At 45.1% G+C, this 25,306-nt stretch carries 25 protein-coding genes; 14 read left to right on the top strand and 11 right to left on the bottom strand.

The window, feature by feature from the left end:
- Window positions 1-7: 7 nt before the first annotated feature.
- Complete coding sequence (locus BHC43_RS05030) at window positions 8-904, top strand: glycosyl transferase (RefSeq protein ID WP_100141162.1); 897 nt, start codon at window positions 8-10, stop codon at window positions 902-904.
- A gap of 192 nt (window positions 905-1,096) precedes the next feature.
- On the opposite strand, the gene BHC43_RS05035 is transcribed toward BHC43_RS05030, so the two are convergent.
- Window positions 1,097-3,277: a primosomal protein N' gene (locus BHC43_RS05035; RefSeq protein ID WP_100156720.1), complete on the bottom strand. Its 2,181-nt coding sequence runs from the start codon at window positions 3,275-3,277 to the stop codon at window positions 1,097-1,099.
- Window positions 3,278-3,523: 246 nt separating this feature from the next.
- On the opposite strand from BHC43_RS05035, the gene pyrB reads away from it, so the two are divergent.
- Complete coding sequence (gene pyrB / locus BHC43_RS05040) at window positions 3,524-4,465, top strand: aspartate carbamoyltransferase (RefSeq protein WP_100156687.1); 942 nt, start codon at window positions 3,524-3,526, stop codon at window positions 4,463-4,465.
- Between the two features lie 7 nt (window positions 4,466-4,472).
- Complete coding sequence (pyrI, locus tag BHC43_RS05045; protein WP_100156721.1) at window positions 4,473-4,931, top strand: aspartate carbamoyltransferase regulatory subunit; 459 nt, start codon at window positions 4,473-4,475, stop codon at window positions 4,929-4,931.
- A 4-nt stretch (window positions 4,932-4,935) separates the two neighbouring features.
- Here the strand turns inward: pyrI and fghA are convergent, their stop codons facing one another.
- The 5 genes from fghA to BHC43_RS05070 all read right to left on the bottom strand — a co-directional run bounded on the left by fghA (window position 4,936) and on the right by BHC43_RS05070 (window position 8,663).
- Window positions 4,936-5,769 (bottom strand): S-formylglutathione hydrolase, encoded by an 834-nt coding sequence (gene fghA, locus BHC43_RS05050; RefSeq protein WP_180297429.1) that lies wholly within the window; start codon window positions 5,767-5,769, stop codon window positions 4,936-4,938.
- Between the two features lie 93 nt (window positions 5,770-5,862).
- On the bottom strand, window positions 5,863-6,972 hold the full coding sequence (locus BHC43_RS05055) for an S-(hydroxymethyl)glutathione dehydrogenase/class III alcohol dehydrogenase (protein ID WP_100156689.1): 1,110 nt from the start codon (window positions 6,970-6,972) through the stop codon (window positions 5,863-5,865).
- A 462-nt stretch (window positions 6,973-7,434) separates the two neighbouring features.
- On the bottom strand, window positions 7,435-8,271 hold the full coding sequence (locus tag BHC43_RS05060) for a PHP domain-containing protein (RefSeq protein WP_100141166.1): 837 nt from the start codon (window positions 8,269-8,271) through the stop codon (window positions 7,435-7,437).
- A 9-nt stretch (window positions 8,272-8,280) separates the two neighbouring features.
- Window positions 8,281-8,442, bottom strand: a complete 162-nt coding sequence (locus BHC43_RS05065; RefSeq protein ID WP_100141167.1) for an oxidoreductase-like domain-containing protein — start codon at window positions 8,440-8,442, stop codon at window positions 8,281-8,283.
- Window positions 8,439-8,663, bottom strand: a complete 225-nt coding sequence (locus tag BHC43_RS05070; protein WP_100141168.1) for an RNA-binding S4 domain-containing protein — start codon at window positions 8,661-8,663, stop codon at window positions 8,439-8,441. Before BHC43_RS05070 ends, BHC43_RS05065 begins: the two co-directional genes overlap by 4 nt.
- 131 nt (window positions 8,664-8,794) lie before the next feature.
- Between BHC43_RS05070 and argE the strand changes: the two genes are divergently transcribed.
- The 3 genes from argE (at window position 8,795) to BHC43_RS10605 (ending at window position 11,179) form a co-directional block, all read left to right on the top strand.
- The gene (argE, locus tag BHC43_RS05075) at window positions 8,795-9,952 is read left to right on the top strand and encodes an acetylornithine deacetylase (protein ID WP_100156690.1); all 1,158 of its coding nucleotides are present in this window, start codon (window positions 8,795-8,797) and stop codon (window positions 9,950-9,952) included.
- 177 nt (window positions 9,953-10,129) lie between these two features.
- On the top strand, window positions 10,130-10,528 hold the full coding sequence (locus BHC43_RS05080; protein WP_100156691.1) for a cytochrome b562: 399 nt from the start codon (window positions 10,130-10,132) through the stop codon (window positions 10,526-10,528).
- 429 nt (window positions 10,529-10,957) lie between these two features.
- Window positions 10,958-11,179, top strand: coding sequence for a hypothetical protein (locus BHC43_RS10605; RefSeq protein WP_144078737.1), 222 nt, complete (start codon window positions 10,958-10,960; stop codon window positions 11,177-11,179).
- 911 nt (window positions 11,180-12,090) lie between these two features.
- Here the strand turns inward: BHC43_RS10605 and BHC43_RS05085 are convergent.
- The 5 genes from BHC43_RS05085 to recQ form a co-directional block, all read right to left on the bottom strand.
- Complete coding sequence (locus tag BHC43_RS05085) at window positions 12,091-12,651, bottom strand: hypoxanthine-guanine phosphoribosyltransferase (RefSeq protein WP_100156722.1); 561 nt, start codon at window positions 12,649-12,651, stop codon at window positions 12,091-12,093.
- Window positions 12,652-13,029: 378 nt separating this feature from the next.
- Window positions 13,030-13,500, bottom strand: coding sequence for an anaerobic ribonucleoside-triphosphate reductase-activating protein (gene nrdG, locus BHC43_RS05090; RefSeq protein WP_100141172.1), 471 nt, complete (start codon window positions 13,498-13,500; stop codon window positions 13,030-13,032).
- Between the two features lie 2 nt (window positions 13,501-13,502).
- Window positions 13,503-15,644 (bottom strand): anaerobic ribonucleoside-triphosphate reductase, encoded by a 2,142-nt coding sequence (nrdD, locus tag BHC43_RS05095; RefSeq protein WP_100156692.1) that lies wholly within the window; start codon window positions 15,642-15,644, stop codon window positions 13,503-13,505.
- Window positions 15,645-16,007: 363 nt separating this feature from the next.
- Window positions 16,008-16,769: a DUF4184 family protein gene (locus tag BHC43_RS05105; protein ID WP_100141174.1), complete on the bottom strand. Its 762-nt coding sequence runs from the start codon at window positions 16,767-16,769 to the stop codon at window positions 16,008-16,010.
- A gap of 63 nt (window positions 16,770-16,832) precedes the next feature.
- Complete coding sequence (recQ, locus tag BHC43_RS05110; RefSeq protein WP_100156694.1) at window positions 16,833-18,623, bottom strand: DNA helicase RecQ; 1,791 nt, start codon at window positions 18,621-18,623, stop codon at window positions 16,833-16,835.
- 93 nt (window positions 18,624-18,716) lie between these two features.
- On the opposite strand from recQ, the gene BHC43_RS05115 reads away from it, so the two are divergent.
- From BHC43_RS05115 to atpB, 8 genes are all read left to right on the top strand, one after another.
- The gene (locus tag BHC43_RS05115) at window positions 18,717-19,154 is read left to right on the top strand and encodes a surface-adhesin E family protein (protein WP_100156695.1); all 438 of its coding nucleotides are present in this window, start codon (window positions 18,717-18,719) and stop codon (window positions 19,152-19,154) included.
- Window positions 19,155-19,179: 25 nt separating this feature from the next.
- Window positions 19,180-19,503 carry a hypothetical protein gene (locus BHC43_RS05120; RefSeq protein ID WP_100141177.1) on the top strand — a complete coding sequence of 108 codons (324 nt, stop codon included), beginning with the start codon at window positions 19,180-19,182 and terminating at the stop codon, window positions 19,501-19,503.
- 150 nt (window positions 19,504-19,653) lie between these two features.
- Entirely contained in the window at window positions 19,654-21,543 is a 1,890-nt protein-coding gene (mnmG, locus tag BHC43_RS05125; protein ID WP_100156696.1) for a tRNA uridine-5-carboxymethylaminomethyl(34) synthesis enzyme MnmG, read from the top strand.
- A complete protein-coding gene (gene rsmG / locus BHC43_RS05130; RefSeq protein WP_100156697.1) occupies window positions 21,540-22,175 on the top strand; it encodes a 16S rRNA (guanine(527)-N(7))-methyltransferase RsmG in 636 nt (211 codons plus the stop codon). Before mnmG ends, rsmG begins: the two co-directional genes overlap by 4 nt.
- The gene (locus BHC43_RS05135; protein WP_100156698.1) at window positions 22,172-22,951 is read left to right on the top strand and encodes a ParA family protein; all 780 of its coding nucleotides are present in this window, start codon (window positions 22,172-22,174) and stop codon (window positions 22,949-22,951) included. The genes rsmG and BHC43_RS05135 overlap by 4 nt, the downstream gene beginning before the upstream one ends.
- A gap of 70 nt (window positions 22,952-23,021) precedes the next feature.
- Window positions 23,022-23,876, top strand: a complete 855-nt coding sequence (locus tag BHC43_RS05140) for a ParB/RepB/Spo0J family partition protein (protein ID WP_100156699.1) — start codon at window positions 23,022-23,024, stop codon at window positions 23,874-23,876.
- Window positions 23,877-24,071: 195 nt separating this feature from the next.
- Window positions 24,072-24,416, top strand: a complete 345-nt coding sequence (locus BHC43_RS05145; RefSeq protein WP_100156700.1) for an ATP synthase subunit I — start codon at window positions 24,072-24,074, stop codon at window positions 24,414-24,416.
- A complete protein-coding gene (gene atpB / locus BHC43_RS05150) occupies window positions 24,413-25,273 on the top strand; it encodes a F0F1 ATP synthase subunit A (RefSeq protein ID WP_100141183.1) in 861 nt (286 codons plus the stop codon). Before BHC43_RS05145 ends, atpB begins: the two co-directional genes overlap by 4 nt.
- Window positions 25,274-25,306 lie beyond the last annotated feature (33 nt).

Raw genomic sequence — 25,306 nt, forward strand, 5'->3', positions numbered from 1 at the left:
TCTATGCATGAGCAACGATGTTATTAAGGTTTTTGTGGGTTGTGACCCGAATAACTGTGATCTGGAGCAGATGATGGTGGTGGATTACAGTATCCACAAACACACATCGCGGCCGGTAGAAATCGTCTGGATGCAATTAAGTCATGATCCGAACAGTCCGTGGTATTCTGATCCACAAACGGGTGCAGGCTGGCATACAGAAAAGTGGGCAACGCCATTTTCCGGTTTTCGCTGGGGGATCCCGGCCGCCTGTAATTATGAGGGACGCGCCATTTATATGGATGCGGATATGATTGTATTGGCTGATATAGCGGAATTGTGGGCACATCCGATTGAAGGCGAAGCGATTGTTGCGGCTAAAGAAGTACATGATCATGCTAAGGGTAAACGATTTACTCGATTGTGTACTTGTGTCTGGGATTGCGCCAAAGCTAAATCGATTTTGCCTGAGCTGGCTAGTTTGCGTGCTGACCCTGATTCGCATAAGAAAATGATGGCAAAGTTTAAGCAACATCCGGAATGGGTACAGGCTTATAAGGCTGCTTGGAATTGTGTCGATGGAGAAGGGATGCCGATAGAACAGATGAAAATTCTGCATTATTCAGACATGGGTACGCAGTTCAGTCATAAATACTCCATACCGCGTCTAACCGCTGCTGGTCAGAAACATTGGTTTGACAGTGATATTTTGCCTCATCCGCGTAAGGATCTGGTTGAATTGTTTGATCAGTATTATCAGGAGGCGCTGGATGCTGGTTATAAACTGGAAAATTATGCTGTTAAGCCATTTGGTGCATTTCCGAAAGAGTCACAAGTTGGTTATGATGGTAATGAAGTGACGCGTCAGAAAAAACAGAAATCTTGGCTTTCGCGCGCATGGCACGGTCTGACCGGTCGCGCTTAAACAAATTATTTGAATAAATCTGGTCGTTTGCTGTCCCAGCTAGCGACCGTTTTTTTTTGATAATTATATTTGTAAATTATGAGTAACTGTGAAAATTAGAATGACTGTTTAGTTGTTCCGATACTTGAAACGCATGTCTGGTATGGAATAGCCTTAAGCAAACTCTCAGGAAAAAATATATATGGAGTATAGCTACATTTCCAGTGGGTCGACATCTATCAGCCAACGTGTATGAGGGTTGCTTTTTTCCAGATGCAGGAGCCAATTTTGCCATAATGAAATGCTGCGGTGTAGGTCTCGCCGGTTTTTACTTTCTAGAAATACTTGTGCGCGTTCGTACCCAGCCAGTCGGGCCATTAGCATCGGTACTGGACCGAAGACATTGACATTGGCTGGTAATGCATGCTGCTGCTCGATTCCTTGTTGTGCTTGCCGTAAAAGCTGTTGCGCCTCGTGCATGGTGTGAGCGTCTGCGCGGATGGCGGCCATATAACTAAATGGCGGCATGCCCAGCTCTTGTCTTTCTGCCAGTTCTGCCGTGGCGAAAGTTACATAATTCTGTGCCGCCAAAGCTTGGTACACTTTGTGTTCCGGCTGACGCGTTTGTACCCATACTTCACCAGTGCAGTCGGCTCTGCCGGCTCTGCCACTTACCTGCATTAATTCGGCAAATAAACGTTCAGGAGCACGGAAATCGGCGCTATAGAGACTGTTGTCTGCATTTAAAACTACCACTAGATTGAGATGGGGAAAGTCATGGCCTTTGGCCAGCATCTGGGTGCCGACCAATACATCTACTTCTTTACGCATAATGGTGTGATAGATTTCCGACCAGTCTTGTCGGTGAGCAGTGCTATCACGGTCTACCCGAAGAATGCGTGCACTAGGGAGTAGATGCTGCAGGTATTCTTCAATGCGCTGAGTGCCTTGTCCAACGGCGGTCAAGTCCTGATTGCCACATTCCGGGCAGGATGGGGGTATGGGCTGGTGAAAATCACAATGATGGCAGCGTAGCTGACCTGCATGCTGATGTAAAACCAGTTTGGCGGAGCAATTCGGGCAGCCGAAAGTATGACCGCAAGCATCGCAGAATAAAGCTGGGGCAAAACCCCTTCGGTTTAGGTAAACCATGCTTAAACCACCGCGAGCGACATTGGTTTGCAGTTTTTGCTTGATGATATCGCTGATACCATTATCCAGTGGTAAGCGGCGGATATCGAGTAAATGTATTTGTGGCAATTGGGCGTTGGAGTGTGCCCGCTCGCTCAGTTGCAGTAATTGGTAATCTCCGTGCCGCGTTTTATACCAGCTTTCTAATGACGGAGTGGCACTACCCAGTACCACTGGACAGGCTGCCTGCCGCGCACGCCAGACAGCTAGGTCACGTGCCTGATAGCGTAATTCACTTTCTTGTTTAAATGAATAATCGTGCTCTTCGTCGACAACAATCAGGCCTAGATTAGGCATGGGGGTAAATATGGCCAGACGTGTACCGATGACCAGAGCTGCCTGCCCCAGAGCTGCCTGAAGATAGTTGGTGGTACGTTGTCCGGCTGCGGTCTGGCTGTGTAATACAGTAGTAACTGTATGTGGAAAACGCTGGCGTACCCGTTGCATAAGCTGCGGTGTGAGGTTGATTTCGGGCAGCAAAAACAGTACCTGTTTACCTTGCTGCATTATATTGGCCATGATGTCGAAATAGACTTCGGTTTTACCGCTGCCAGTAATGCCATACAATAGAAATGGGGCAAATTGCCCACATCTGGTTTGTACTTCTGCACTGGCTAGTTGCTGTTGCTGATTGAGCTGATGCCGGCTGGTCGGTACAGGTCCACAAGCTGGTATGTGACTGGCTTCTATCCAGTTTTGTTGTTGCCACTGTTTAAGATATTGTGATGCCTGAGTATGTATGGTTTTAAGCTGGTGCAGAGTGGCTGGAGCGGCTAATAGTCTCTGCCATAATGCATTTTGTTTATGATAACGAGCCGGAGGTGCTGGCTGGATGCATCCAAGGGCATTGAGGCTGTAAATGTGTTCTTGTTTCGGTAATGGCACGGCTTGAGGCTGACGCAGACCTTTGGGTAGGGCCGCCATCACGGCTTGTCCAAGAGGATAATGATAATAGCGCGCAGTAAAGCTAAGTAGTGCACGCCAGTCTGCGGGCAATTGCCAGCCATCCGATAAAATGTTCTCAATGGGTCGTATTTTACTAAGGTCTATTTCCGGCTGTATATCACTTTCCCATACTATGGCTGCTACCAATCGGTTGCGAAAGCGTACGGCTACCCTTGTTCCTGCCGGCAAGGTAGTTGGATGGGCGTATGTTAGCAATGGGTAGAGGGGCACGTTCAGTGCCAGTTGATGGTAAATCAATGTAATCAGGGGTAAATAGGCAATGATTTGTTTATTGTAACTCAAAGTGGCTGGCTTTTACCGTAGGAGTGTTTATGAGATAATTCACATAGTTTAATATGTGAGTAACTGAAAAATGACAATATTTGCAGCCAGCTTATTGTTGTGTCTGAAGCAGTTGTTACTTTTGAACAGTTAATGACCGTATGTATACCCGTTTCTAAGCGGGTTTTTTTATGCCTGTTGTTAGATGCTGAAAGTTAAATTATGGCTAATCCGCTTTTTCGTCAACATTTTATTTCAATAAATGATTTATCCACAGAGCAACTAGAGTTCTTACTGACGCTTGCGTTGCAGTTAAAGCGGCAGCCGCAGACTGAGTTGTTGAAGGGACGATTAATTGGTTCGTGTTTTTTTGAGCCTTCTACGCGAACCCGGTTGTCGTTTGAGACGGCGATTCAACGGCTGGGAGGAAAAGTTATCGGTTTTGCTGATGGTGCCAATACCAGTGCCAAAAAGGGCGAAACTTTGGCTGATACGGCACGAATTATCAGTAATTATGCTGATGCAATTATTATGCGCCATCCTAAAGACGGTGCAGCACGTGTTGTTAGTGAATTTGCTCATGTTCCCGTGATTAATGCTGGTGATGGTACAAATCAGCATCCGTCGCAAACTTTACTGGATTTAGTGACGATATACGAAACACAGGGAACTTTGCAGAATTTGAAGATTGCCATGGTTGGAGATTTGAAATATGGGCGCACAGTACACTCACTGGCTCAGGCTCTGAGCCGTTGGGGCTGTGAGTTTATTTTTGTATCTCCTCCCACTCTGTCCATGCCAAATTATATCTGTGAACAGCTGGAAGAGAACGGGGTTGTCTGTCGCACATCAGATGATCTTGAGGAAGCGCTGGCTTGGGCTGATATTGTGTATATGACACGTATACAGCGGGAGCGGTTTGATGAGCAAGAATTTGCACGAATTAATGGTCATTTTAGTCTTTGTGCGGCTATGTTGAAGCAGGCAAAACCGAATATGCGAATTCTGCATCCTTTACCACGGGTAGATGAAATTCATGCGGATGTCGATGAGAGTATTCATGCTTATTATTTTCAGCAAGCGAATAATGGTATGTATGCGCGTCAGGCGATTTTGGCAGCAATTTTGAATGAAGAAACTGATGCGGACAGTGCACGAGGTTAAAGCAATGATGAATCAGACCAGATTAAGTATTGAGGCGATTAAAGACGGTACGGTAATTGATCACATTCCGGTAGGGCAGGGGCTGAATATTCTGCGCCAGTTCAAGTTGCTGCATTCCGGTAATGCGGTTACAGTGGGTTTTAATCTGAGTAGCCAGTCCAGTGGCAGCAAAGATATCATTAAAATAGCTGGTCATTTTCTGAATGATGCAGCGGCTAACCGTCTGGCTTTGTTTGCACCTCGAGCAACTGTCAATGATATTGAAAATTTTAAAGTGGTGCGTAAACGCATGCTCACGTTGCCAGAAGCCATTACTGAGGTTTTTCGCTGTCCGAACAGCAATTGTGCCAGCCATGGTGAACCGGTACAAAGCCGTTTTACAGTGCGATTGAGCCATGGCGAAACCCGTTTACGCTGTCATTATTGTGAGAAAACCTTTGCGCGTGAATCTGTGATTGAAGCCTGATGACCTATAGACCGAATGCTTCAGCATGAAAGCTGATATGACTTTCGATAAAGGTACTGACAAAATAATAGCTGTGATCGTAATGTTCACGTAGGTGATAACGGATATTAGCTCCTTTGCTTTTAGCTGCTACTATGAAATCCTGCAGATGTAATTGTTCAGGGTAAAATTCATCTACACTACCTTGATCAATCAGAATGGGTAAGGATGGTGGGTATAGCTGAATAAGCTCAGTGCTGTCGTAAGCTACCCATTCAGCCTGATTATTGCCCAGATAAGTGCTAAATGCTTCTTTTCCCCATGCACTGTTCATGGGATGGGCAATGGGAGCAAATGCTGATGCAGCAAGATAGCGTTGTGGATTTTTCAGTGCAATCATTAATGCACCATGGCCGCCCATGCTATGCCCACACAGGCTGCGCTGACTAGTAACAGGAAAATGCTTTTCGATAAGTTCGGGTAGTTCTGTGACTACATAATCGTACATTTGATAATGCTGTGCCCAAGGTTGTTGAGTGGCATTGAGGTAGAAACCGGCTCCCTGTCCCAGACTGTAACTATCGGCGTTGGCAACTTCTGCTCCGCGTGGGCTAGTATCGGGCATTACCAGAACGATGCCCCACTCAGCAGCAAAACGCTGGGCGCCACTTTTGATGGAAAAATTTTCATCAGTGCAGGTAAGGCCAGCAAGACAATAGATTACGGGCAGTGCGTACCCTTGTAATGCACGTGATGGCAAATATATAGAAAAAGTCATGTTGAAGTGGTTGAAGTGGCTGTAATGTTGGTAGCGCCGTTGTTCGCCATTAAAAAGTTTATGTTTGTTCAGCAGTGTGATTTCAGTCATGGTAGCTTATCCGTTCTGCTCGTGGGATGAATATGATTTACCGCAGTATTATGATTAAAATTGAAACCATAGCAAGGTGTGGATTCAATAGTAAATCACGGCGCGGATAGATTCTCCGCTGTGCATTAGCTCAAAAGCCTGATTGATTTCGGCTAGTGGTAAGGTATGGGTAATGAAAGGTGATAGCTCAATTTTGCCTTGCATGGCCTCTTCCACCATGTGAGGAAGTTGTGACCGGCCTTTCACGCCGCCAAATGCAGAACCTTTCCAAATACGTCCGGTAACCAGCTGAAAAGGGCGTGTGGCAATTTCTTGGCCGGCACCAGCTACACCGATGATAATACTTTGCCCCCAGCCACGATGAGCACATTCTAGTGCTGCTCGCATTACGTCCACATTGCCGATGCATTCAAAGCTATGGTCCACACCCCATTCGGTGAGACGGATAATAACCTGCTGGATGGGCTCTTCATAATCATCAGGATTGATGCATTCGGTAGCGCCGAAATGTCTGGCTAGCGTGAATTTGGCCGGATTGGTATCAATGGCGATAATCCGTCCAGCACCAGCCTGCCGTGCCCCTTGAACCACAGCCAATCCAATACCACCCAGCCCGAATACGGCCACACTATCGCCTGCTTGCACTTTAGCCGTGTTGTGTACCGCACCAATGCCGGTGGTGACGCCGCAGCCGAGCAGACACACTTCTTCCGGTCTGGCGGCTGGATTGATTTTGGCCAATGAAACTTCCGCGACAACGGTATATTCACTAAATGTTGAACAGCCCATGTAATGATAAATGGGTTGACCCTGATAGGTAAAACGTGTGGTGCCATCTGGCATCAGTCCTTTACCCTGAGTAGAGCGCACTGCGGTGCATAAATTGGTTTTGCCTGAGCGGCAAAATAAGCATTTACCACATTCAGCGGTATAGAGAGGAATCACATGGTCACCTGGTTTGACCGAAGTTACCCCTGCACCTACTTCTACCACAATACCAGCGCCTTCATGGCCTAGTATCGTCGGAAATACACCCTCTGGATCGGCACCCGACAAAGTAAAAGCATCGGTATGACAGACACCGGTATGGGTAATTCTGACGAGAACTTCTCCCGCTTTGGGCGGTGCAACATCTACTTCTACAATTTTTAATGCTTCACCCGGTGCGAAGGCCACGGCGGCACGAGATTTCATTCTTTATCCTCAGGGTTGATTATATTGAGAGTTTAGCTGAATCAGCCAAATGCTCTCAGTATAACAGCTATCTTATTTGTGATTGCGGCTATGGATTGTGAAATATAATCAGAAAAATGATGCAAGTATCCGTTAGAAATGTAGCTTTATTATTTTTTGAGGTAATGCGTTGATGATGGTCAGGGTGCCCATCGGTATAATTTATTTGCTTTGTTGAATGATGCGCTGTTTTTATGCATACAAATATTTGAATTGTATTGGCATCGAATAAAAAGCGGGAAGACGGTTTAACAATTTTACATTAATGTTTGTGTGCCTCTGGGCTGGCAGCAAACGGAGGGTATTTCTGCTGCAATAACACAATGCTTGATAAACTTTGTTTGCACTAAGTAAACCGTCAATATGCATTTGGTGATCCAGGCCTATAAGATTTCCCTTGTCTGAATTAAATCACATATGCCGTTAATCTGTCAGATGATGCCAGACTGGTACGCAGATAGGTGGTAATTCTGGGCAGCTGCCTAGTAAGCCACCGCCGAAATCACCATCTCGATGAAAATCGCTGCCACAGCTGGCCAAAAATCCGAATTGTTGTGCCATTAAGGCATAGTTTAGACGATCGTTGAGTCCAGAACGTCCACTGTGTACTTCTATAGCTACTCCACCACAAGCTTTGAATTCACTGAATAGATTACGTCGTGCCGTGGCCGAAAGTTCATAACGCATGGGGTGAGCTATCACTGCAATGCCCCCTGCATGGCGAATGGCAGCGACAACCTCGGTCAGTTCTGCCCATTGATGACGGACACTGCACGATTTACCATCGGCAAGATATTTGCGGAAAGCATCTGCTTTTTTATTTACATGGCCGCTATTAACCAGAAAATCAGCTATATGGGTGCGTGTTACCATGTCAATATTAGTGGCCTGTGCCAGTGTGCCTTCATAGGCACCCCTGATACCTTTTTTTTCCAGTTTATTGGCAATGGCCTGTAATCGTTGTAGCCGGCCGCTGCGTAGGCGCAGCAGCAAGGTTTGCAACAGCTCATCTTCGGGTGCAATATTCAGGCCAACGATGTGTATAGTTCGCCCGCGCCAGCTTACGGAAATTTCTACGCCATTGATTAATTGGATGCCACATAATTCTGCCTGTTTACGAGCTGCAGCCAGCCCGCCGGTGTGGTCGTGGTCAGTCAGCGCCAGCATCGTGCAACCGTTGGCATGGGCACGTTGAACAACTTCTTCTGGAGTCAGCACCCCATCGGAAATGGTGGAATGGCAATGTAAATCAATACTCATGAATAAATATTATTGGTCGCAAGAAGATGAGGTGAGTTGAGCCAGATGTGCCTCATAATTGGCTTTCTCACGATAATAAATCTGCCAGACGCAGGCCTCGCCACAATCGCTGTTGCAGCACTCCCAGTCTTCCGGTGGTACTGGTGGTGTTAATGATGATAGCGTATTCATACCTGAGTGTTAATCACGTAGATTTCAGTGTTATCCACGCCGATACAGTCTCCGACGATAATTTTGGCCGTTTTACGTGTCTCTGGCTGCTGATTACGTTGAACCAAGCCTTCAGCAATCATTTGTTTGGCTCGGCCTCCACTTTCTGCCAGTCCGGTCAGTTTGAGTAAATCACATAAAGCTACATATGGATGTCCTGCTAAATCAAAATGCTGTTTCATGTGTAGTGCCTTTCAGTAAATGTATATTGTAGCGATTATCAGCATCAAGCAGTGTATTGTTTGATGTCAATGCTAAGTTAAAAGCATAAAATAGGGGCTTATTAAGCCGGAAATTTTTTGGAGATTTATTTGTGGATACCCTTTCCTGGTTATGTCAGCTCATTTCTTTTGATACCACCAGTCGTCAGAGTAATTTAGCCTTGATTAATTATGTAGCAGATTATTTGGAAAGCCGAAAATTGTCGCCTTGGCTGGCACAAAATGTTGCTGGTGATAAAGCTAATCTGTTTGTAACGATCCCTGCCACAGATGGTCGTATTTCCGGTGGATTGGTATTTTCAGGCCATACTGATGTGGTACCGGTGGATGGACAGAACTGGCAGTCAGACCCGTTTGTGGCCGATGTGCGGGATGGCTGTGTTTATGGCAGAGGCAGCAGCGATATGAAAGGTTTTATTGCCAGTGTGCTTGCTGCGGTGCCTGCCATGCAGACAGCGAGACTGAAAGTACCCTTGCATATTGCTTTGTCTTTTGATGAGGAGGTGGGATGTTTGGGTGCACCGGTGATGCTGGCAGAATTGGAGAGAAGGGGGCTACAGCCTGAGTCGTGTATTGTTGGCGAGCCTACATCGATGCAGATGGTGGTGGCACATAAAGGAATTCATACATTCTGCTGCGAGGTACAGGGTAAAAACGCTCATTCTTCACTGACTCCGGATGGAGTAAACGCAATTGAGTATGCCGCTCGTTTAATTGTCTTTATTAATCAGCTGGCTCAGCAATTGCAGCAACGTGCTGATTTGGATCATGCATTTGATATTCCGTTTGCTACTGTTTCTACTGGCCTAATTCGTGGTGGTACAGCTATTAATATTGTACCTGATTACTGTGCTTTTGAATTTGATTACCGTAATCTTCCACATATGACAGTCGACGAACTAATTGAGCCTATCCGGCAATATATTTCGACCCAACTTTTGCCGGCTATGCACAAAGTGGCGCCGGAAGCTGCTATCAAACTAAACCATGTCGTGAATGTTCCTCCTTTAAATGATGCAAATAATCATCACCTGCATAATCTGATTGCTGGTCTTGTGGATGTTGAACAGCAGGTTAAAGTAGCTTACGCTACAGAGGGGGGGCAGTTTCAAAATAGTGGTATCAATACCGTAGTGTGTGGTCCTGGCAGTATTACGGTGGCACACAAGGCTAACGAATATATTGAATTAGAGCAGCTTAGTCGCTGTGATGTTTTTCTGCGCAAACTGATTCAGACACAAAGTATGTAAATGCTATTAAAAGAGATATCTTAGGCCGATTCTGTATCAAGATGAGCACTTGTTAAAATAATTTGTCAGGAGATGTACGCTTTCCTGATTCACCACAGTGGATAAAGCTGCTGTGTTGTTCCGCGTATGTAGCTGCATATGCAATGCTACCAATGATTGTAATAATGGGAAAATCAAATGAAGACAAAAGATTTCGTGTCAGTAGGAATGTTGTGTCTATCGCTGACCGTATCCAGTGTAACTGTACAAGCGAATGAAGTGAATATGTATATGGGGGCGATTACCATGAGCTATGCACGCTTCAATGCTGCTCAGACAGTTGCAGATGCGCGGAAGGCTTTAGCTAATATGCGTACGGCGGCCGTGGCTGCACGGGCGCAAAAACCATCTGCTCTGGACAATGCGCCAACTAATAATCCGAAACTTAAAGTTTATCAGTCTGAAATAGATAGGTTGATTGCTGAAATTGATAAAACTGGTAAGTTGGTGAATGCCGGCAAACTGACTGAAGCCAAAACCGAGGGCAGAAAAATTCTGCAGTTGCGAGATGAGGGGCATGCAGCTATGAAACACTAAAATGACTGTGGATTATGCAGATGATATGTTAAAATTATAACGTTGTACCAAAATGCAAAAAGCCTGGTTCCGCCCCTTAAAAGCTAAAGAACCAGGAAACATAGACAAATAAACATTAATCGGTAGAAGATGCTCAGTATTTTATTGCTATACTGGCATCATCCGAAATTCGATAGGTAAGCTTTTTTCTGAAGCATTTTTTCAACCCCTTTTTACAATCGGATAAAATTGTAGTAATGAAAAAAATATACTTTATACAATAAATTTAGTGTTATTAAAATTTAACTACTTCATTATTGATTATAATACTCAATTTGCTACGTTGTCAGGTTTCATTAGGTAAATAATCGGTTTTCTGGGGTATTTTAGGCTGATGCTGAAAATTGCCGGTTCATCTTACCCAAAGGTGTTGTTTTTACGCCAATTGATATGACAAATCCAAATACAACCTGTATTCCGCCGATTATAAATTTCGCTGGCGGAAACAGGCGTAACATATACGCCTCCAGATGGCGGTTTACTGCCAAAAAAATAGTCATTAACACTGCCTTTCCTGATTATTCTACCAACACCGCTTTGCGCTTCCAGACGCATGTGGCGGCAGAAGAATGGCAAGGCTGGAAGACCGTTAATCAGAACCGGCAGGCATAATGCCTCCCTGCCATTGTCTACCATGGAAAAGGTATGTCAATGACTTGGTATACAGATTTAAAAACCATTTATTGCAAAAATTCAATGGCTTATCTGTCTGATAAAACAGCCTTCCAGAGCTGGCCGTACTATTGAATACGGCTCGGCCATCATACTGTCGGATATTTATATTTGTCAAGAATGTGTTAAATAAATATTATGATTTACTAATTAATGTAATTATAGATTGAGTAGACTGACTAATGTAAAAAAATAATATGAATAATATAAATATTTATATTATTTGATTATTATGTATTGCTGTTTGCATAATAGTGAATGTTATTATATAAATATAGCTGAAATATGCTAAAAATTTAAAATTAAAATTTTTATCTAAATCTGCATAAAAAAATTCACTTTATGAGCAATTTTATATTGGCTTTATGATCCATACTGGTTTTTTATTTTGATACTCCATGTTTAAATGCTGATTGCATATATTTATTATTAATAATTAAAATGAATTTTCTATACGCTTAGATTTAAGCGATAGCTTGCAGAATTTTTTTATTAGCTCAATTTTTTGCATGTAACTGATTTGCAGTTGATTGGCATGCTGCTACAGTAGAATTAATTTTAGCGCTTAGGATAAAGATTGCTGCTGATTTTATATTTTATATCTGGCCTGATTTTACATATTACAAGCAGCTTATCAGGCACAGACCTGAAAAGCTGATTGAATATAGTAGCTTGAATTTACGGGTATTAGTTGAGGGAAAGATTAGAAAGATGATTTTAAAATTTGAGTTGGTGGCTGTTAGCACTTAATATTTTATTACCATATTTTTAGCCAAAATATTCTATTTTCCAATTCTAATATCCAGACAGTGGCAAATCATAACGAAGAGTTTTTGTTTGCAGCAAAGTTACTAATCTTCTGCCAGTGCGTAAATTTCATCTAGATTACGCCATTTTCCTTCAGCATCCATGCCATAGCCAAAGACATAACGGTTGGGGACATCCAGTCCGACAAAATCAGCTGTAATCGGCTTGTCTTTATTAATCAGTTTATTGGCAAATACAGCGGTGGCGCAGCTGGCTGCACCCATTTCCAGTATCTGTTTTTTGACGGCTGCTAGTGTATGCCCTTCATCAAGAATATCATCCAGTACCAGTATATGGCGTCCAATTACGGCGTTTTGTGGTGCTCTCAGCCACTGATAGTTACCACCTTGCAGTTTATCGCCATAACGTGAAATATGAATATAGTCAAAATCCAATGGAAAACGCAGCAATGGCAATAATTTCCCAGTAAATACTACTGCGCCACCCATTACCGGTAATACCAGTGGATATTTGTCACTGAGTGCGGCTGTGATGTCCGCAGCCATCTGTTCCAGTTTCGCTTCACAGGTGTTGCGGTCAAACAGCAGCTCTGCTGTATCTAGCATGGCCTGTGTTTCAGCGCGTTTGGCGGTTAAATCAATTATGCTCATCAGTGGTGTCCATGTCTGTGCGTAAAAACCGTTTGGGTTCTGTTGCTGGTCGGTTGCCGGTTATAGACACAGCATAGAAGCAGACGGCGTAGGCTAGGGTTTATTTGGGTAAATCTGTGCTGTATCAATTGAGGGAAATAGCACTATGGTAGAGTTAAATTCGCGATTGTAAGCAAAATGAAGCGTAAATTATCCCAAAAATTTATTCAGCGAAGGCAAATTTTATGCCAAATTCCGCTACATTTGGCAGGGAAGAACTGGTATTGCAGGCTAAGATGATGGTTTGTTAATAGAATTTATTTGTAGTGTTAGTTTAAAAGCATTGTTGTGATGCGCATTATTCAGCGCATCACAACAATGCTGAATTAAGAATCACGCTGGACGCAGATAATGAATCTGCTGGTTGCTACTGCCACGCCAAATTAATGCTGGATCTCGTAGTTCCTTTATGAATTTACCATCAATCAAGGTATTAATTTCTGCTACCACCTGTTGTTGCGCTACTGATAGTTCTGCCAGTGTGTAGCCAGTCCAAAGCCAGATGTCTTTATGCTCTGTTTCCTGCCGCACTCGCTTCACCAGATGCAAAATAGCGCTAAGGTTATGCGGATGCAGTGGGTCGCCACCGCTGAGTGACAGTCCCTGCCGGACAATACGTGTGTCGTTTAGATCGCTGATGATGCGGTCTTCTAACTGCTGGTCAAATGGCTTGCCGGAGTCGGTTCGCCATGTGGTGGCGTTATAGCAGCCGCGGCATTTATGTTCGCAGCCAGCAACAAATAAGGTGCAGCGCGTACCAGGGCCGTTGACGACATCTACCGGATAGTACTGATGGTAATTCATGTTTACAGAGCACCACACTGCTGGCTGAGATGTTTGACTCGTCTTTTCACTTCTTCCTGTTTGCCGGTGTTAAACGGTCTGGCGTCGGGACTGCCGAGATAGCCGCAGACACGTCGGGTGACGGATACGCGTGCCGGATCATGGTTGCCGCATTTGGGGCAGACAAAGCCTTTGCTGGTACAGGAAAATTCACCACTAAAACCGCATTCATAACATTCGTCGATGGGCGTATTGGTGCCGTAATAAGGTACATGACGGTAGCTGTAATCCCATACGTCCTCTAATGCTTTGAGATTGTGTTGCAGATTAGGGTATTCGCCGTAACAAATAAAGCCACCACTGGCCATTTTCGGGTAGGGTGCTTCGAAATCGATTTTGTCGTATGGATTAACTTTTTTTTCTACATCTAGATGAAAGCTGTTGGTGTAGTAGCCTTTGTCGGTTACACCGTCAATTACGCCGAATTCAGCGGTATCAAGACGACAGAAGCGGTCACACAAGTTTTCGCTCGGAGTGCTGTAAAGGCTGAAGCCATAGCCGGTCTCAGTTTTCCACTGGTCGGCAGTACGGCGCAGTTTCTCGACAATGGCTATGGCTTTCTGACGCAGGTTGTCACTGTCAAACACATGGATGTCGCTGCCGTACAGGGCATGGATGGTTTCATGCAGGCCGATATAGCCCAGAGAAATGGAGGCACGGCCATTTTTGAATATATGTGCTACGGGTTCATCAGCTTGCAAACGCACGCCGCAGGCTCCTTCCATATACAGAATTGGTGCCACTCGTGCTTTGACGTTTTCAAAACGGGCAATGCGGGTCATCAGGGCTTTGCGGCAAAGTTGCAGGCGCTCTTCCAACAGTTGCCAGAACCGTGCTTCATCGTGTTTGGCTTCGATGGCAATACGTGGCAGGTTCAGGCTGATTACGCCCAGATTATTCCGTCCTTCATGAATTTCCTGACCGTTTTCTTCATAACGACTGAGGAAGCTGCGGCAGCCCATCGGCGTTTTGAAAGAACCAGTCACAGCTACAACCTGCTCGTAGTTGAGAATATCCGGATACATACGTTTGGAGGCGCATTCGAGAGCCAGTTGCTTGATGTCGTAGTTAATGTCTGACGCTTTGTGGTTCACGCCGTCTTTAATACTGAAAACCAGTTTTGGAAAGACAGCCGTTTTGCCATTTTTGCCCAGTCCAGCTAATCGATTGCGCAGAATAGCGGTTTGAATCAGCCGGCTTTCCCAGCTGGTGCCCAGCCCAAAGCCGAAAGTGACAAAAGGAGTCTGACCATTAGCAGTATGCAAGGTGTTGACTTCGTATTCCAGTGACTGAAAAGCGTCGTAGCATTCTTTTTCAGTGCGAGTACGGGCGTAGTCTTCAGCATTGGCAATCTGCCATTCCTGAGCTACGGCAAAGTGTTTGTCGTAGCTGGTACGGACAAAAGGTGCCAGCACTTCATCAATCCGGTTTATGGTGCTGCCGCCGTAAATGTGGCTAGCCACCTGCGCGATAATCTGTGCGGTAACAGCGGTAGCTGTGGCAATAGATTTAGGAGGTTCGATTTCAGCATTGCCCATTTTAAATCCGTTGGTCAGCATGCCTTTTAGATCTATCAACATGCAGTTGAACATTGGAAAAAACGGTGCGTAGTCTAAATCGTGATAATGAATTTCTCCCCGCTCATGTGCCAATACCACATCGCGCGGTAACAGGTGTTGCTGTGCATAATGTCTGGCCACGATGCCAGCCAGTAAATCACGCTGCGTGGGAATAACCTTGCTGTCTTTGTTCGCATTTTCGTTAAGCAGACTGAAATTGGTTTGTTCTACCAAACCCTGAATTTCGCGATTGAGATGTCCGCGAGATTCGCGCGCAACATCGCGCGAATGACGGTATTCAATATAGGCTCGTGCCAGTTCTTTATACTGACCGGCCATTAACTGGTCTTCTACTGCCTGCTGAATATCATGAATATCCACACATTCACGACTGGACATGCTGCTGCTGACGTGAGCAGCTACCTGTGCACAGTAGGTATTGTCAATAATGTTTGCCGCACTGGCCGCGTGCTGTACAGCTTCTTCAATACGCGTTGCATCAAAGGGAACGCGGCAACCATCTCTCTTAATTACAATGGGTTTCATGTTGATAGTCCTTCTGCTGCTGCCGCTAACATCTGGTAGCAGTTACTGCATGTCTTTCAGGTATAACAATTGGCCTTGCAAGGGGTATATAGAAATAATAGATACTATATTTAGTAGCAAAGTACCCCTGTTGCTCTTTTTTTTACTATATATGGGATTGCTGTTTTGGATAAAGCAGCATTTTTTGCTTTTATTTGATATAGCGCATCAAATCGAGTTGACAATGATATTTAATTTATAAAAATCAATAATTTATACAAATAAAAGTGCAGTGTAAAAAATGGTCATTTCTTGCTTGTTGGCGGCGAGGCTAATGATTTGTGCCATCGCTAATAACTCATATAGTTCAATTGATAAAATGAGTTATTGGTGATCGCCTTGCAACAAGTTTTCAGTGCGGTTTTTACTGTACATTGTATAAAGTGAAACCAACGATGTACTGAGAAAAAATGACGTAATAATAGTAACAATAAAATGACCACTGCGCAGACAATCAGGATTAAAACTAATACGAATGCCCGCTATCAGCAAAGCAAATACAGCAATCAGTAGCCAATAACGGTAATCAATGCGCATAACGGCTAAATCAGACCGCGGCATCAACAGGATGAAGGCAGCAATACCCAACAAACCACCGATGGAACTGCCGTGCTGCAACAATTTGTACACAGGCAATGGCTGTAAAAAAGGCAAGGCAATTGACTGTTTTAGCACAAGGCTATGGCTGACAAACCAGCCAGATGGGTGAGTAAATGCATCCCATAATACATGCGATAAACTACCTAGAAACAGCGAAAAGATAACTACCAAGTAGTGGCGGCAAAAATACTCCGTCCAGTTAAATCTGAGATAAACATTTAAACGTTGCTGCAAACAAGCGGGCAAATGCAGAATGAAAGGATTGCGGATAATTAGATGAAAAATAAAAGCTACTGCTAATCCACATAAGATATTAAGTAGAAAAATACCAATATTGGCGTGACCATAGATACCGAACATTTTCATGCGAATAAAATATTCAAAATCTGGTGACATGCTGCCAATAATCAATCCGGTCATAGAAAACCATTTGTTGAAACGGTATAAAGGTAAAATAATGGCAGGGTGTGAGAAAGTGAAGGGCATAAGCGAAAGCTGTTTACAAGTCAAGAATCGGGAAGTTGTTTAAGCAGCCAAATCGTTAAACCATTATTGTGCCCATTCGCGACACAAAGCCAGAATATCGGCACCAAAATGCTTTATTTTGCTTTCACCCAGTCCATAAATATGATTTAAATCTGCCAGCTTGGATGGGGGATGTTGGACCAGATCCTGTAAGGTACGGTCTGCAAAAATGGTATAAGCAGGCACATTATTCTGACTGGCGCGCTCTTTGCGCCAACGGCGCAAGGTTTGCCATAAGCGTTCTTCGCGCTCGGTGCGCAGCCAAATATCATTATTACGGCTACTGCGGGTTTTGTCATGTTTCAGCGGGCGCAGCCAGACTTGCTGCTGATTTTTTAATACTGCGCGTGCCTGCTCAGTTAATTGCAAAGCCTGATTGGCTATATCAACATTAAGATAACCGGCAGCAACACATTGCCGTACCACCGTACGCCATTCCTTAACAGTCAGTTTATTGCCGATTCCAAAAGTGGATAACTGCTGATGGCCATAGCGCAACACCCACTCCGACTTGCGCCCACGTAACACATCAATCACATGGCCAGTGGCAAAACGCTGCCCCACTCGATACACACAGGACAGCAGCTTTTGCGCCAATACAGTACCGTCAAAACGAGTTGGTGGGTCAGTACAGTTGTCACAATGGCCGCATGGCTGGCTGTCTTCGCCAAAATAGCGCAATAACAGCTGGCGTCGGCAATCGGCCGTTTCACAGAAAGCCAGCATTGCATCCAGTTTTTGCAAATCAATGAGTTTTTGCGCTTCATCACGTTCAGCCAGCTGAATCCGCTCACGCAGCAATACCCAGTCATTCAGGCCATAACACAGCCAGCTGGTAGCAGGCAGGCCATCACGGCCAGCGCGGCCCGATTCCTGATAAAAATGTTCAATACTGGCTGGCATATCCAAATGGGCGACAAAACGCACATCCGGCTTGTCGATACCCATTCCAAAAGCCACTGTCGCTACCACAATAATGCCATCTTCCTGTGTAAAACGGCGTTGGTTTTGGCTGCGGGTCTCCCAGTCCAGTCCAGCATGATAGGGCAGAGCGGTCAGACCGTTTTCCGTCAGAAAAGCGGCAATATCTTCCACTCGCTTGCGCGAGAGACAGTAAACAATGCCATTTTCACCCGGCATCTGGCTGCGAATAAACTGTAATAGCTGTTTTTTGCCATTGTTTTTTTCCACAACCTGATAATCAATGTTGGGACGATTAAAGCTGGAAACAAAAAGGCGTGCATCATTTAAAGCCAGATAATGCTGAATATCAGCACGTGTGGCGCTGTCTGCGGTAGCCGTTAGCGCAATCCGTGGTACAAAGGCAAACTCATCTGCTAGTATTGCCAGCTGCTGATACTCGGGGCGGAAATCATGTCCCCACTGACTTACACAATGTGCCTCATCAATAGCAAACAGACTGACAGGCGTTTGGTGTAGAAACTGTAAAAAGCGTGGCATAACCAGCCGTTCCGGTGCTACATACAATAATTTCAGGTGTTCAGAAGCAATATCATCGGCAATACGCCGTATCTCTTCGCCACTAGTACCACCGTGAACACAAGCAGCTGCAATTCCATTTACATTCAAAGCTGTGACTTGATCCTGCATGAGTGCAATCAGCGGTGACACAACGATGGCCACACCATCGCGCATTAAGGCTGGAATTTGATAACATAAAGACTTACCTGCGCCGGTAGGCATTAATACAAGTGCATGATGGCCACTTGCCACCGTGTCGATGATTTCAGCCTGTTGCCCGCGAAATTCGGGATAGCCGAAAACATCGTGTAGAATTTGCACGGCATGAGTCACAAAACACCTGTTACACTGAATCTGAAACGGGTATTGTACTGCAACTTACCTCTATTTCCGACAGCTAACCAATTGCTGTTATAAGGAATCAGCATGAAAATCATTAGTATCCGTCACCTAACAGCCAGTTTGGCTATATCTTCTATTTTGGCTGCCTGTACCACCACCAACGTGCCCAAAGCCAGCGGCAGCTGGATTGAGCTGGGTGTATCAGCCAGCGGTAATATTCAATATGCACTGGATAGCGGCAGCATTAAACGTCAGGGTAATATGGTAACCTTTCGTGACCGTAAAACCGTTATCGACCCGAAACAGCAGTATTACAGCAACACACCAGCCTATAAAACTGCATTGAGCACTACTCAGATAGACTGCAGCCGCAAATTGTTCCGCGTGCTTGATGTCGAATTGCTGGATGCGCATGGTGAGCTGATTCGTCAGGATCATTTTGGCGAAACCGATCTGCGTCCGATGGGTATCACCAGTGGTTCTGCTGCCGAGCAGCAATATCAGCACGTATGTAGCCATTAATTTTGCTAATAGAAAGTAATCAGGCATGAAAGCAAAATACAGCTTATGGATAATTTTAGGTTTGGCCGTATCGGCATGGGCAGAATCTCCAGCAGATGTAGAATTGCTCAGCGCACAGAAAGCCTATCAGGCCGCATTGTCTGGGCAAAGTGCCAGCCAGAGCCGTGCCTTACAGCTGCAAACCCAGTTGCAGTCAGCACAGCTACAGTTGAAGAATGCACAGGATAATGTTACCCGCTTGCAAAGTGATTTTAATCAGGCCGATGTGCAGCGGCAGCAAGCCGATGCAGCATTGCAGGCCGCCGGTGCCAGACTGGATGCGGCTTGGCAGGCTGTGCACAGCCGTTAAATCAATGCACCGTTCAGGCAACTACTGGAAGTAAAATCCGTTTATCAATTTATCGGCCTGACAAACAGCTGCAGCTCGCGTAAAATAATACACTTTTGCTTAAGCGTTGTTCCGTGAAAAAACAACGTTATGGAATCAACTGTTGTCAAAATGAACTATCCGATTGAATACGATGTGATTGTGGTTGGTGGCGGCCATGCGGGTACAGAAGCCGCTCTGGCTGCTGCGCGCATGGGTGCAAGCACATTATTACTGACTCACAATATCGAAACGCTGGGACAAATGTCTTGTAATCCGTCTATCGGCGGCATAGGCAAAGGCCATCTAGTGCGTGAGCTGGATGCACTGGGTGGCGCAATGGCATTGGCAGCAGATAAGAGCGGGATTCAGTTCAGACGTCTGAATGCATCAAAAGGGCCGGCAGTACGTGCAACACGGGCGCAGGCTGATCGCATTCTATATAAAGCGGCCATCCGTTCCATGCTGGAAAACCAGCCTAACCTGCAATTATTTCAGCAACAAGTAGAAGATATTATTGTTGAAAACGGCCGGGCAGTTGGCGTTATGACATCTATGGGAGTTTCCTTTCGCAGCCGCGCTATTGTGCTGACTGCGGGTACATTTTTGGCCGGAAAAATTCACATCGGATTAGAAAATTATGCTGGTGGCCGTGCCGGAGACCCCGCAGCACAACATTTATCTGGATGTCTCAGAGATTTGAATTTACCGCAGGGACGATTGAAAACCGGTACACCGCCGCGGATAGACGGGCGCAGCATTGATTTCAGTCAATTGCAGGAACAGCCAGGAGACAATCCTGCTCCAGTATTTTCTGTACGTGGCAACCTTGCTATGCACCCACAACAGATATCTTGCTGGATTACCCATACTAATAGCGTAACCCACGACATTATTCGCAGCGGTTTTGACCGTAGCCCGATGTTCACCGGCAAAATTGAAGGCGTCGGCCCGCGTTACTGTCCGTCTATTGAAGATAAAATCAATCGATTTGCAGACAAAGACAGTCACCAAATTTTTCTGGAGCCGGAAGGGCTGACTACACACGAATATTACCCTAATGGTATTTCCACCAGCCTGCCGTTTGATATCCAACTGCAAATGGTTCATTCCATGCCCGGTTTGCAGAATGCCCATATCTTACGTCCTGGTTACGCCATTGAATACGACTATTTTGACCCGCGTAACTTAAAATCCAGTCTTGAAACCAAAACTGTTTCCGGCCTATTTTTTGCTGGCCAAATCAACGGGACAACTGGTTATGAAGAAGCTGCTGCACAAGGGTTACTCGCCGGTGCTAATGCCGTATTGTATACCCGAGAAACTGAACCCCTAGTATTGCAACGTGATCAGGCTTATTTAGGCGTACTCGTTGACGATCTCATAACTAAAGGCGTGACCGAACCTTATCGCATGTTTACTAGCCGCGCTGAATACCGCCTACAACTGCGTGAAGACAACGCCGATATGCGGCTTACCGAGCTGGGGCGCAGCGTAGGATTGGTGAATGATGAACAGTGGCAAATATTTCAGCACAAGCAGGAAGCTGTCGCACGCGAACTCCAACGCCTGAGCCATGTCTGGTATACACCTCTTAATCTGCCGATAGCAGAGCAACAACGCGTACTCGGTCAGCCTTTAAGCAAAGAATCCAGCCTGCTGGACATGTTGCGCCGGCCAAACGTTTGCTATGCCGACTTAATGACTCTGCCCAATGCACAACAGGAAATACTGAATAGTGATGCGGCAGAACAAGTGGAAATTCAGGCAAAATATCAGGGTTATATTGAACGACAAAACGAAGAAATCAGCCATCGCCAGAATCTGGAAAAAATGAAACTGCCAGATAGCATTGATTACTCATTGGTAAAAGGCCTTTCCGCCGAAGTACAACAAAAATTAAATCAGTACCGTCCCGAAACTGTAGGACAGGCGTCCCGTATTTCCGGTATCACACCGGCAGCGGTTGCCTTACTGATGGTTCACCTAAAACGGGGTTTTGAGGGAGCAAAAACAGCATGAGCGACATGAAAACGATGCTGCAACAAGGTTTGCAGCAAATGAATATCAACCTGACCGTACCACAGCAATTACAACTGCTGGCTTTTGTAGAACTGTTAAAAAAATGGAACAGCACTTACAACCTCACCGCGTTGCGTAATGATCAGGATGTTATTAGTCATCATATCCTCGATAGCCTGACGCTACTGCCCTATGTGGAGAAAGCCCGTGGTCTGATAGATGTTGGCAGCGGTGGTGGTATGCCAGGCATCCCTGTAGCTATCTCCCGTCCGGATCTGCCTGTTGCTTTGCTCGATGCCAACAGCAAAAAAACCTCATTTCTGCAACAGGCAGTAATCGAACTGGGCTTAACTAACGTACAAGTGATTACCGCTCGCGTAGAAGCCATGGTGGGTGAACAGTTTGATGTAATCACTAGCCGTGCGTTTGCCGAATTAAACGATTTTGTCACCATTACCAAACAACTAATGGCAAAAGGTGGATATTGGGCGGCTATGAAAGGTGTGTATCCGTATGAGGAAATCGAACGTTTGCCTGAAAATGTTGAGCTAGTACGTGTGGATAAACTCAGTGTCCCCCATCTGGATGCAGAACGTCACATGGTGATTGTCCGCAAGAAAGAGAATGCATGAGTGCACATATTATTGCCGTAGCCAATCAGAAGGGTGGTGTTGGGAAAACTACCACCGTTGTTAATCTGGCAGCCTCACTGGTGGAAAAAAAGTCCAAAGTATTGATTGTTGACCTCGACCCGCAGGGTAATGCCACAACTGGCAGCGGCATCAATAAAGGTAACGTCACCAACGGCGTCTATGCCGTGTTGTTAGGTAATGAAGATATAAACAACGCCATAATTACTGCACAACATGGCGGCTTTGATGTTCTGCCTGCAAATAGAGCTCTGGCTGGTGCTGAAGTCGAGCTGGTACAAGAGCTGGCACGAGAAATGCGTTTGAAAAATGCGCTGGCGCAGGTAGCCGATAAATACGATTACATCATTATTGATTGCCCGCCCACATTAACCCTATTAACCATCAACGGATTAGTAGCTGCACGTCACATCATTGTACCAATGGTATGCGAATATTATGCACTGGAAGGGATTTCCGACCTTATTGCTACCGTGCGTAAAATTCGTCAGGCCATCAACCCTCAGCTCGAAATACTGGGCATTGTGCGCACATTATATGACCCACGCAGCTTACTGGCCAAACAGGTGGATGAACAGTTAATGACTCATTTTCCTGATCAGCTATTCAGTACCCCTATCCCGCGTAATATCCGATTGGCCGAAGCTCCCAGTCATGGCATGCCTGCATTGCAGTACGACCCACGAGCCACTGGTACCAAAGCATATCTCGCGCTGGCTGACGAAATTTTGCAGCGCACAGCCACTAAACAGACATAAAATTATTCATTTTCATGGTAATAACATCAGCACAACAACAAGTGTCAACCAATAAATTAAAGAGCGATACATGGTTAAAGCAAAAGGTTTGGGTGCAGGGCTAGACGCCCTACTTGGTTCCGGCAGTGATATCACCGGTGGCGACCGTTTAACCAAAGTTGCAATTAGCGATATTATTCCCGGACGTTATCAACCACGTACTCAAATTGATGACGAATCATTGCAAGAGCTGGCAGAATCCATACGCGCGCAAGGTGTCATTCAGCCAGTGATTGTACGGGAAATGGGACTACAGCAATATGAGCTGATTGCCGGCGAACGCCGCTGGCGAGCTGCCCGTCTAGCCGAACTGGCGGAAATTCCAGTAGTCGTCAAAAGCATTTCTGACGAAGCAGCACTGGCAATGGGACTCATTGAAAACATTCAGCGCGAAAATCTCAATCCGATTGAAGAAGCACAAGGTCTGAAGCGATTGGTAGATGAATTTGGACTCACTCATGAAACAGTGGCCAAAGCTGTAGGACGCAGCCGCAGCAGCATTTCCAATAGTCTGCGCTTACTCAATCTGCCGCAACCAGTACAAGACTTAATGTACAGCCGGCAGTTAGAAATGGGTCATGCCCGTGCCTTATTGACTTTACCTGTTATCCAGCAGATTGATCTGGCTCAGAAAGCAGCTCAGAATGGCTGGTCAGTGCGCGAAGTGGAGCGCCGTTGCCAGCAAGTTCAGGCCAAACCAGAAACCGCCTCTCCCCATTTGGCTGAAAAAAGCAGCGAAGTTCAATCAATAGAAGCTGCACTGGAGCAACGTTTTAGCGTACCAGTCAAAGTACAAAGCCGCAACCAGCGCAGCGGCCGTATCATCTTACAATTTGATAATCCCGAAACCTTGAGTCATTTATTACAAAAAATGGGACTGGAATAAATCCTGCAATCACAGATTAATTGTGGCAAAATTGTTTAATTCAGTTATCAAATTCGGCAATGTTAAAGAAATATATAGAAAAATTAATAAATTAGCTGAAATTTATTTAACAAAATTTCACAAAATTACTTGACGATATAGTATTAGTTGATTATATTAGCGCAGCTTACCGCAGTGTTTTTTTAAGGTAACAGAATGAAGTGGATCATGTTCTGGCAAACAGTCATGTTGTTTGCCGCAGTTTGTGTGTCCGCATGGTTGTGGAAATATTCTGCTATCTGGTCGGCAGTATTGGGTGGACTAAGTTACCTAATACCTACATTATTGGCGATGCTAACCGTCATCGCCGCAAAAAAATTACCGGCGCTATTACCGGCAACACTATTAATGGCCGAAATCAGCAAAATTCTCATGATATGCCTAATGATGTTGCTGGCTTACGTGTGCTATTCCGCAGTTAACTGGTTTGCTTTCCTGACAGGACTTATACTGGTCAGTCAGGCTGGATTGTTCACATTTAGAAAAAGATTGTTACTATGAGCGGCACAGAGATGACTCCGGGCGAATATATCAGCCATCACTTAATCAATTACACTCAGAAATCACCAGATTACCAGACCAATATGGTTGATTTCTCGTTTCTTAATCTGGATACCTTATTTTTTTCCATACTGACTGGCATCATCGCCTCAGCTATTCTGTTTGTAGCAGCTCGTCGTATGAGAGTAGGTGTACCTACCCGTTTTCAAGCCGCCGTCGAACTACTAATTGAATTTGTGGGTGGTATCTGCAAAGATATGGTTCACAATGAGAAATCCCGAAAAACCATTGCTCCTCTGGGCTTAACTGTATTCATGTGGATTCTCTTCATGAATATTATGGATCTGCTACCTGTAGATTTGTTGCCTTGGGCATGGCAGCATGCTACGGGTGATCATCATGCGTTTCTGCGCGTTGTTCCCACGGCTGACCTGAATACCACCATGGCAATGGCGATATCTGTTTTGTTTCTGTGTATCGTTTACAATATCAAAATCAAAGGATTGGGTGGCTGGATACACGAATTATTCAGTGCACCGTTTGGTAACAAAATTTGGTTGTTCATCCCTAATTTTCTGATGAATATCATCGAATTTTTCTCCAAGACCCTGTCTCATGGTATGCGACTATTTGGTAACATGTATGCCGGTGAAATTTTATTTATGGTGATCGCTCTAATGGGTGGTGCCTGGGGTATGTCCGGTGCTGCAGGCGTAAGCGATGTGGTTTTATTCATTCTCCAGATTGTTGCAGGTTTGGCTTGGGCCATATTCCACATTTTGGTCATTGCTTTACAGGCATATCTCTTTATGGTGCTGACCTTTGTATATTTGGGTCAGGCTCACGATTCCCATTAAGGGTAATTTATTTATTGTAGTATTCTTTTCTTT

Origin of the sequence: Snodgrassella alvi, from assembly GCF_002777855.1 — a bacterium.
GTDB lineage: Bacteria > Pseudomonadota > Gammaproteobacteria > Burkholderiales > Neisseriaceae > Snodgrassella > Snodgrassella alvi_E.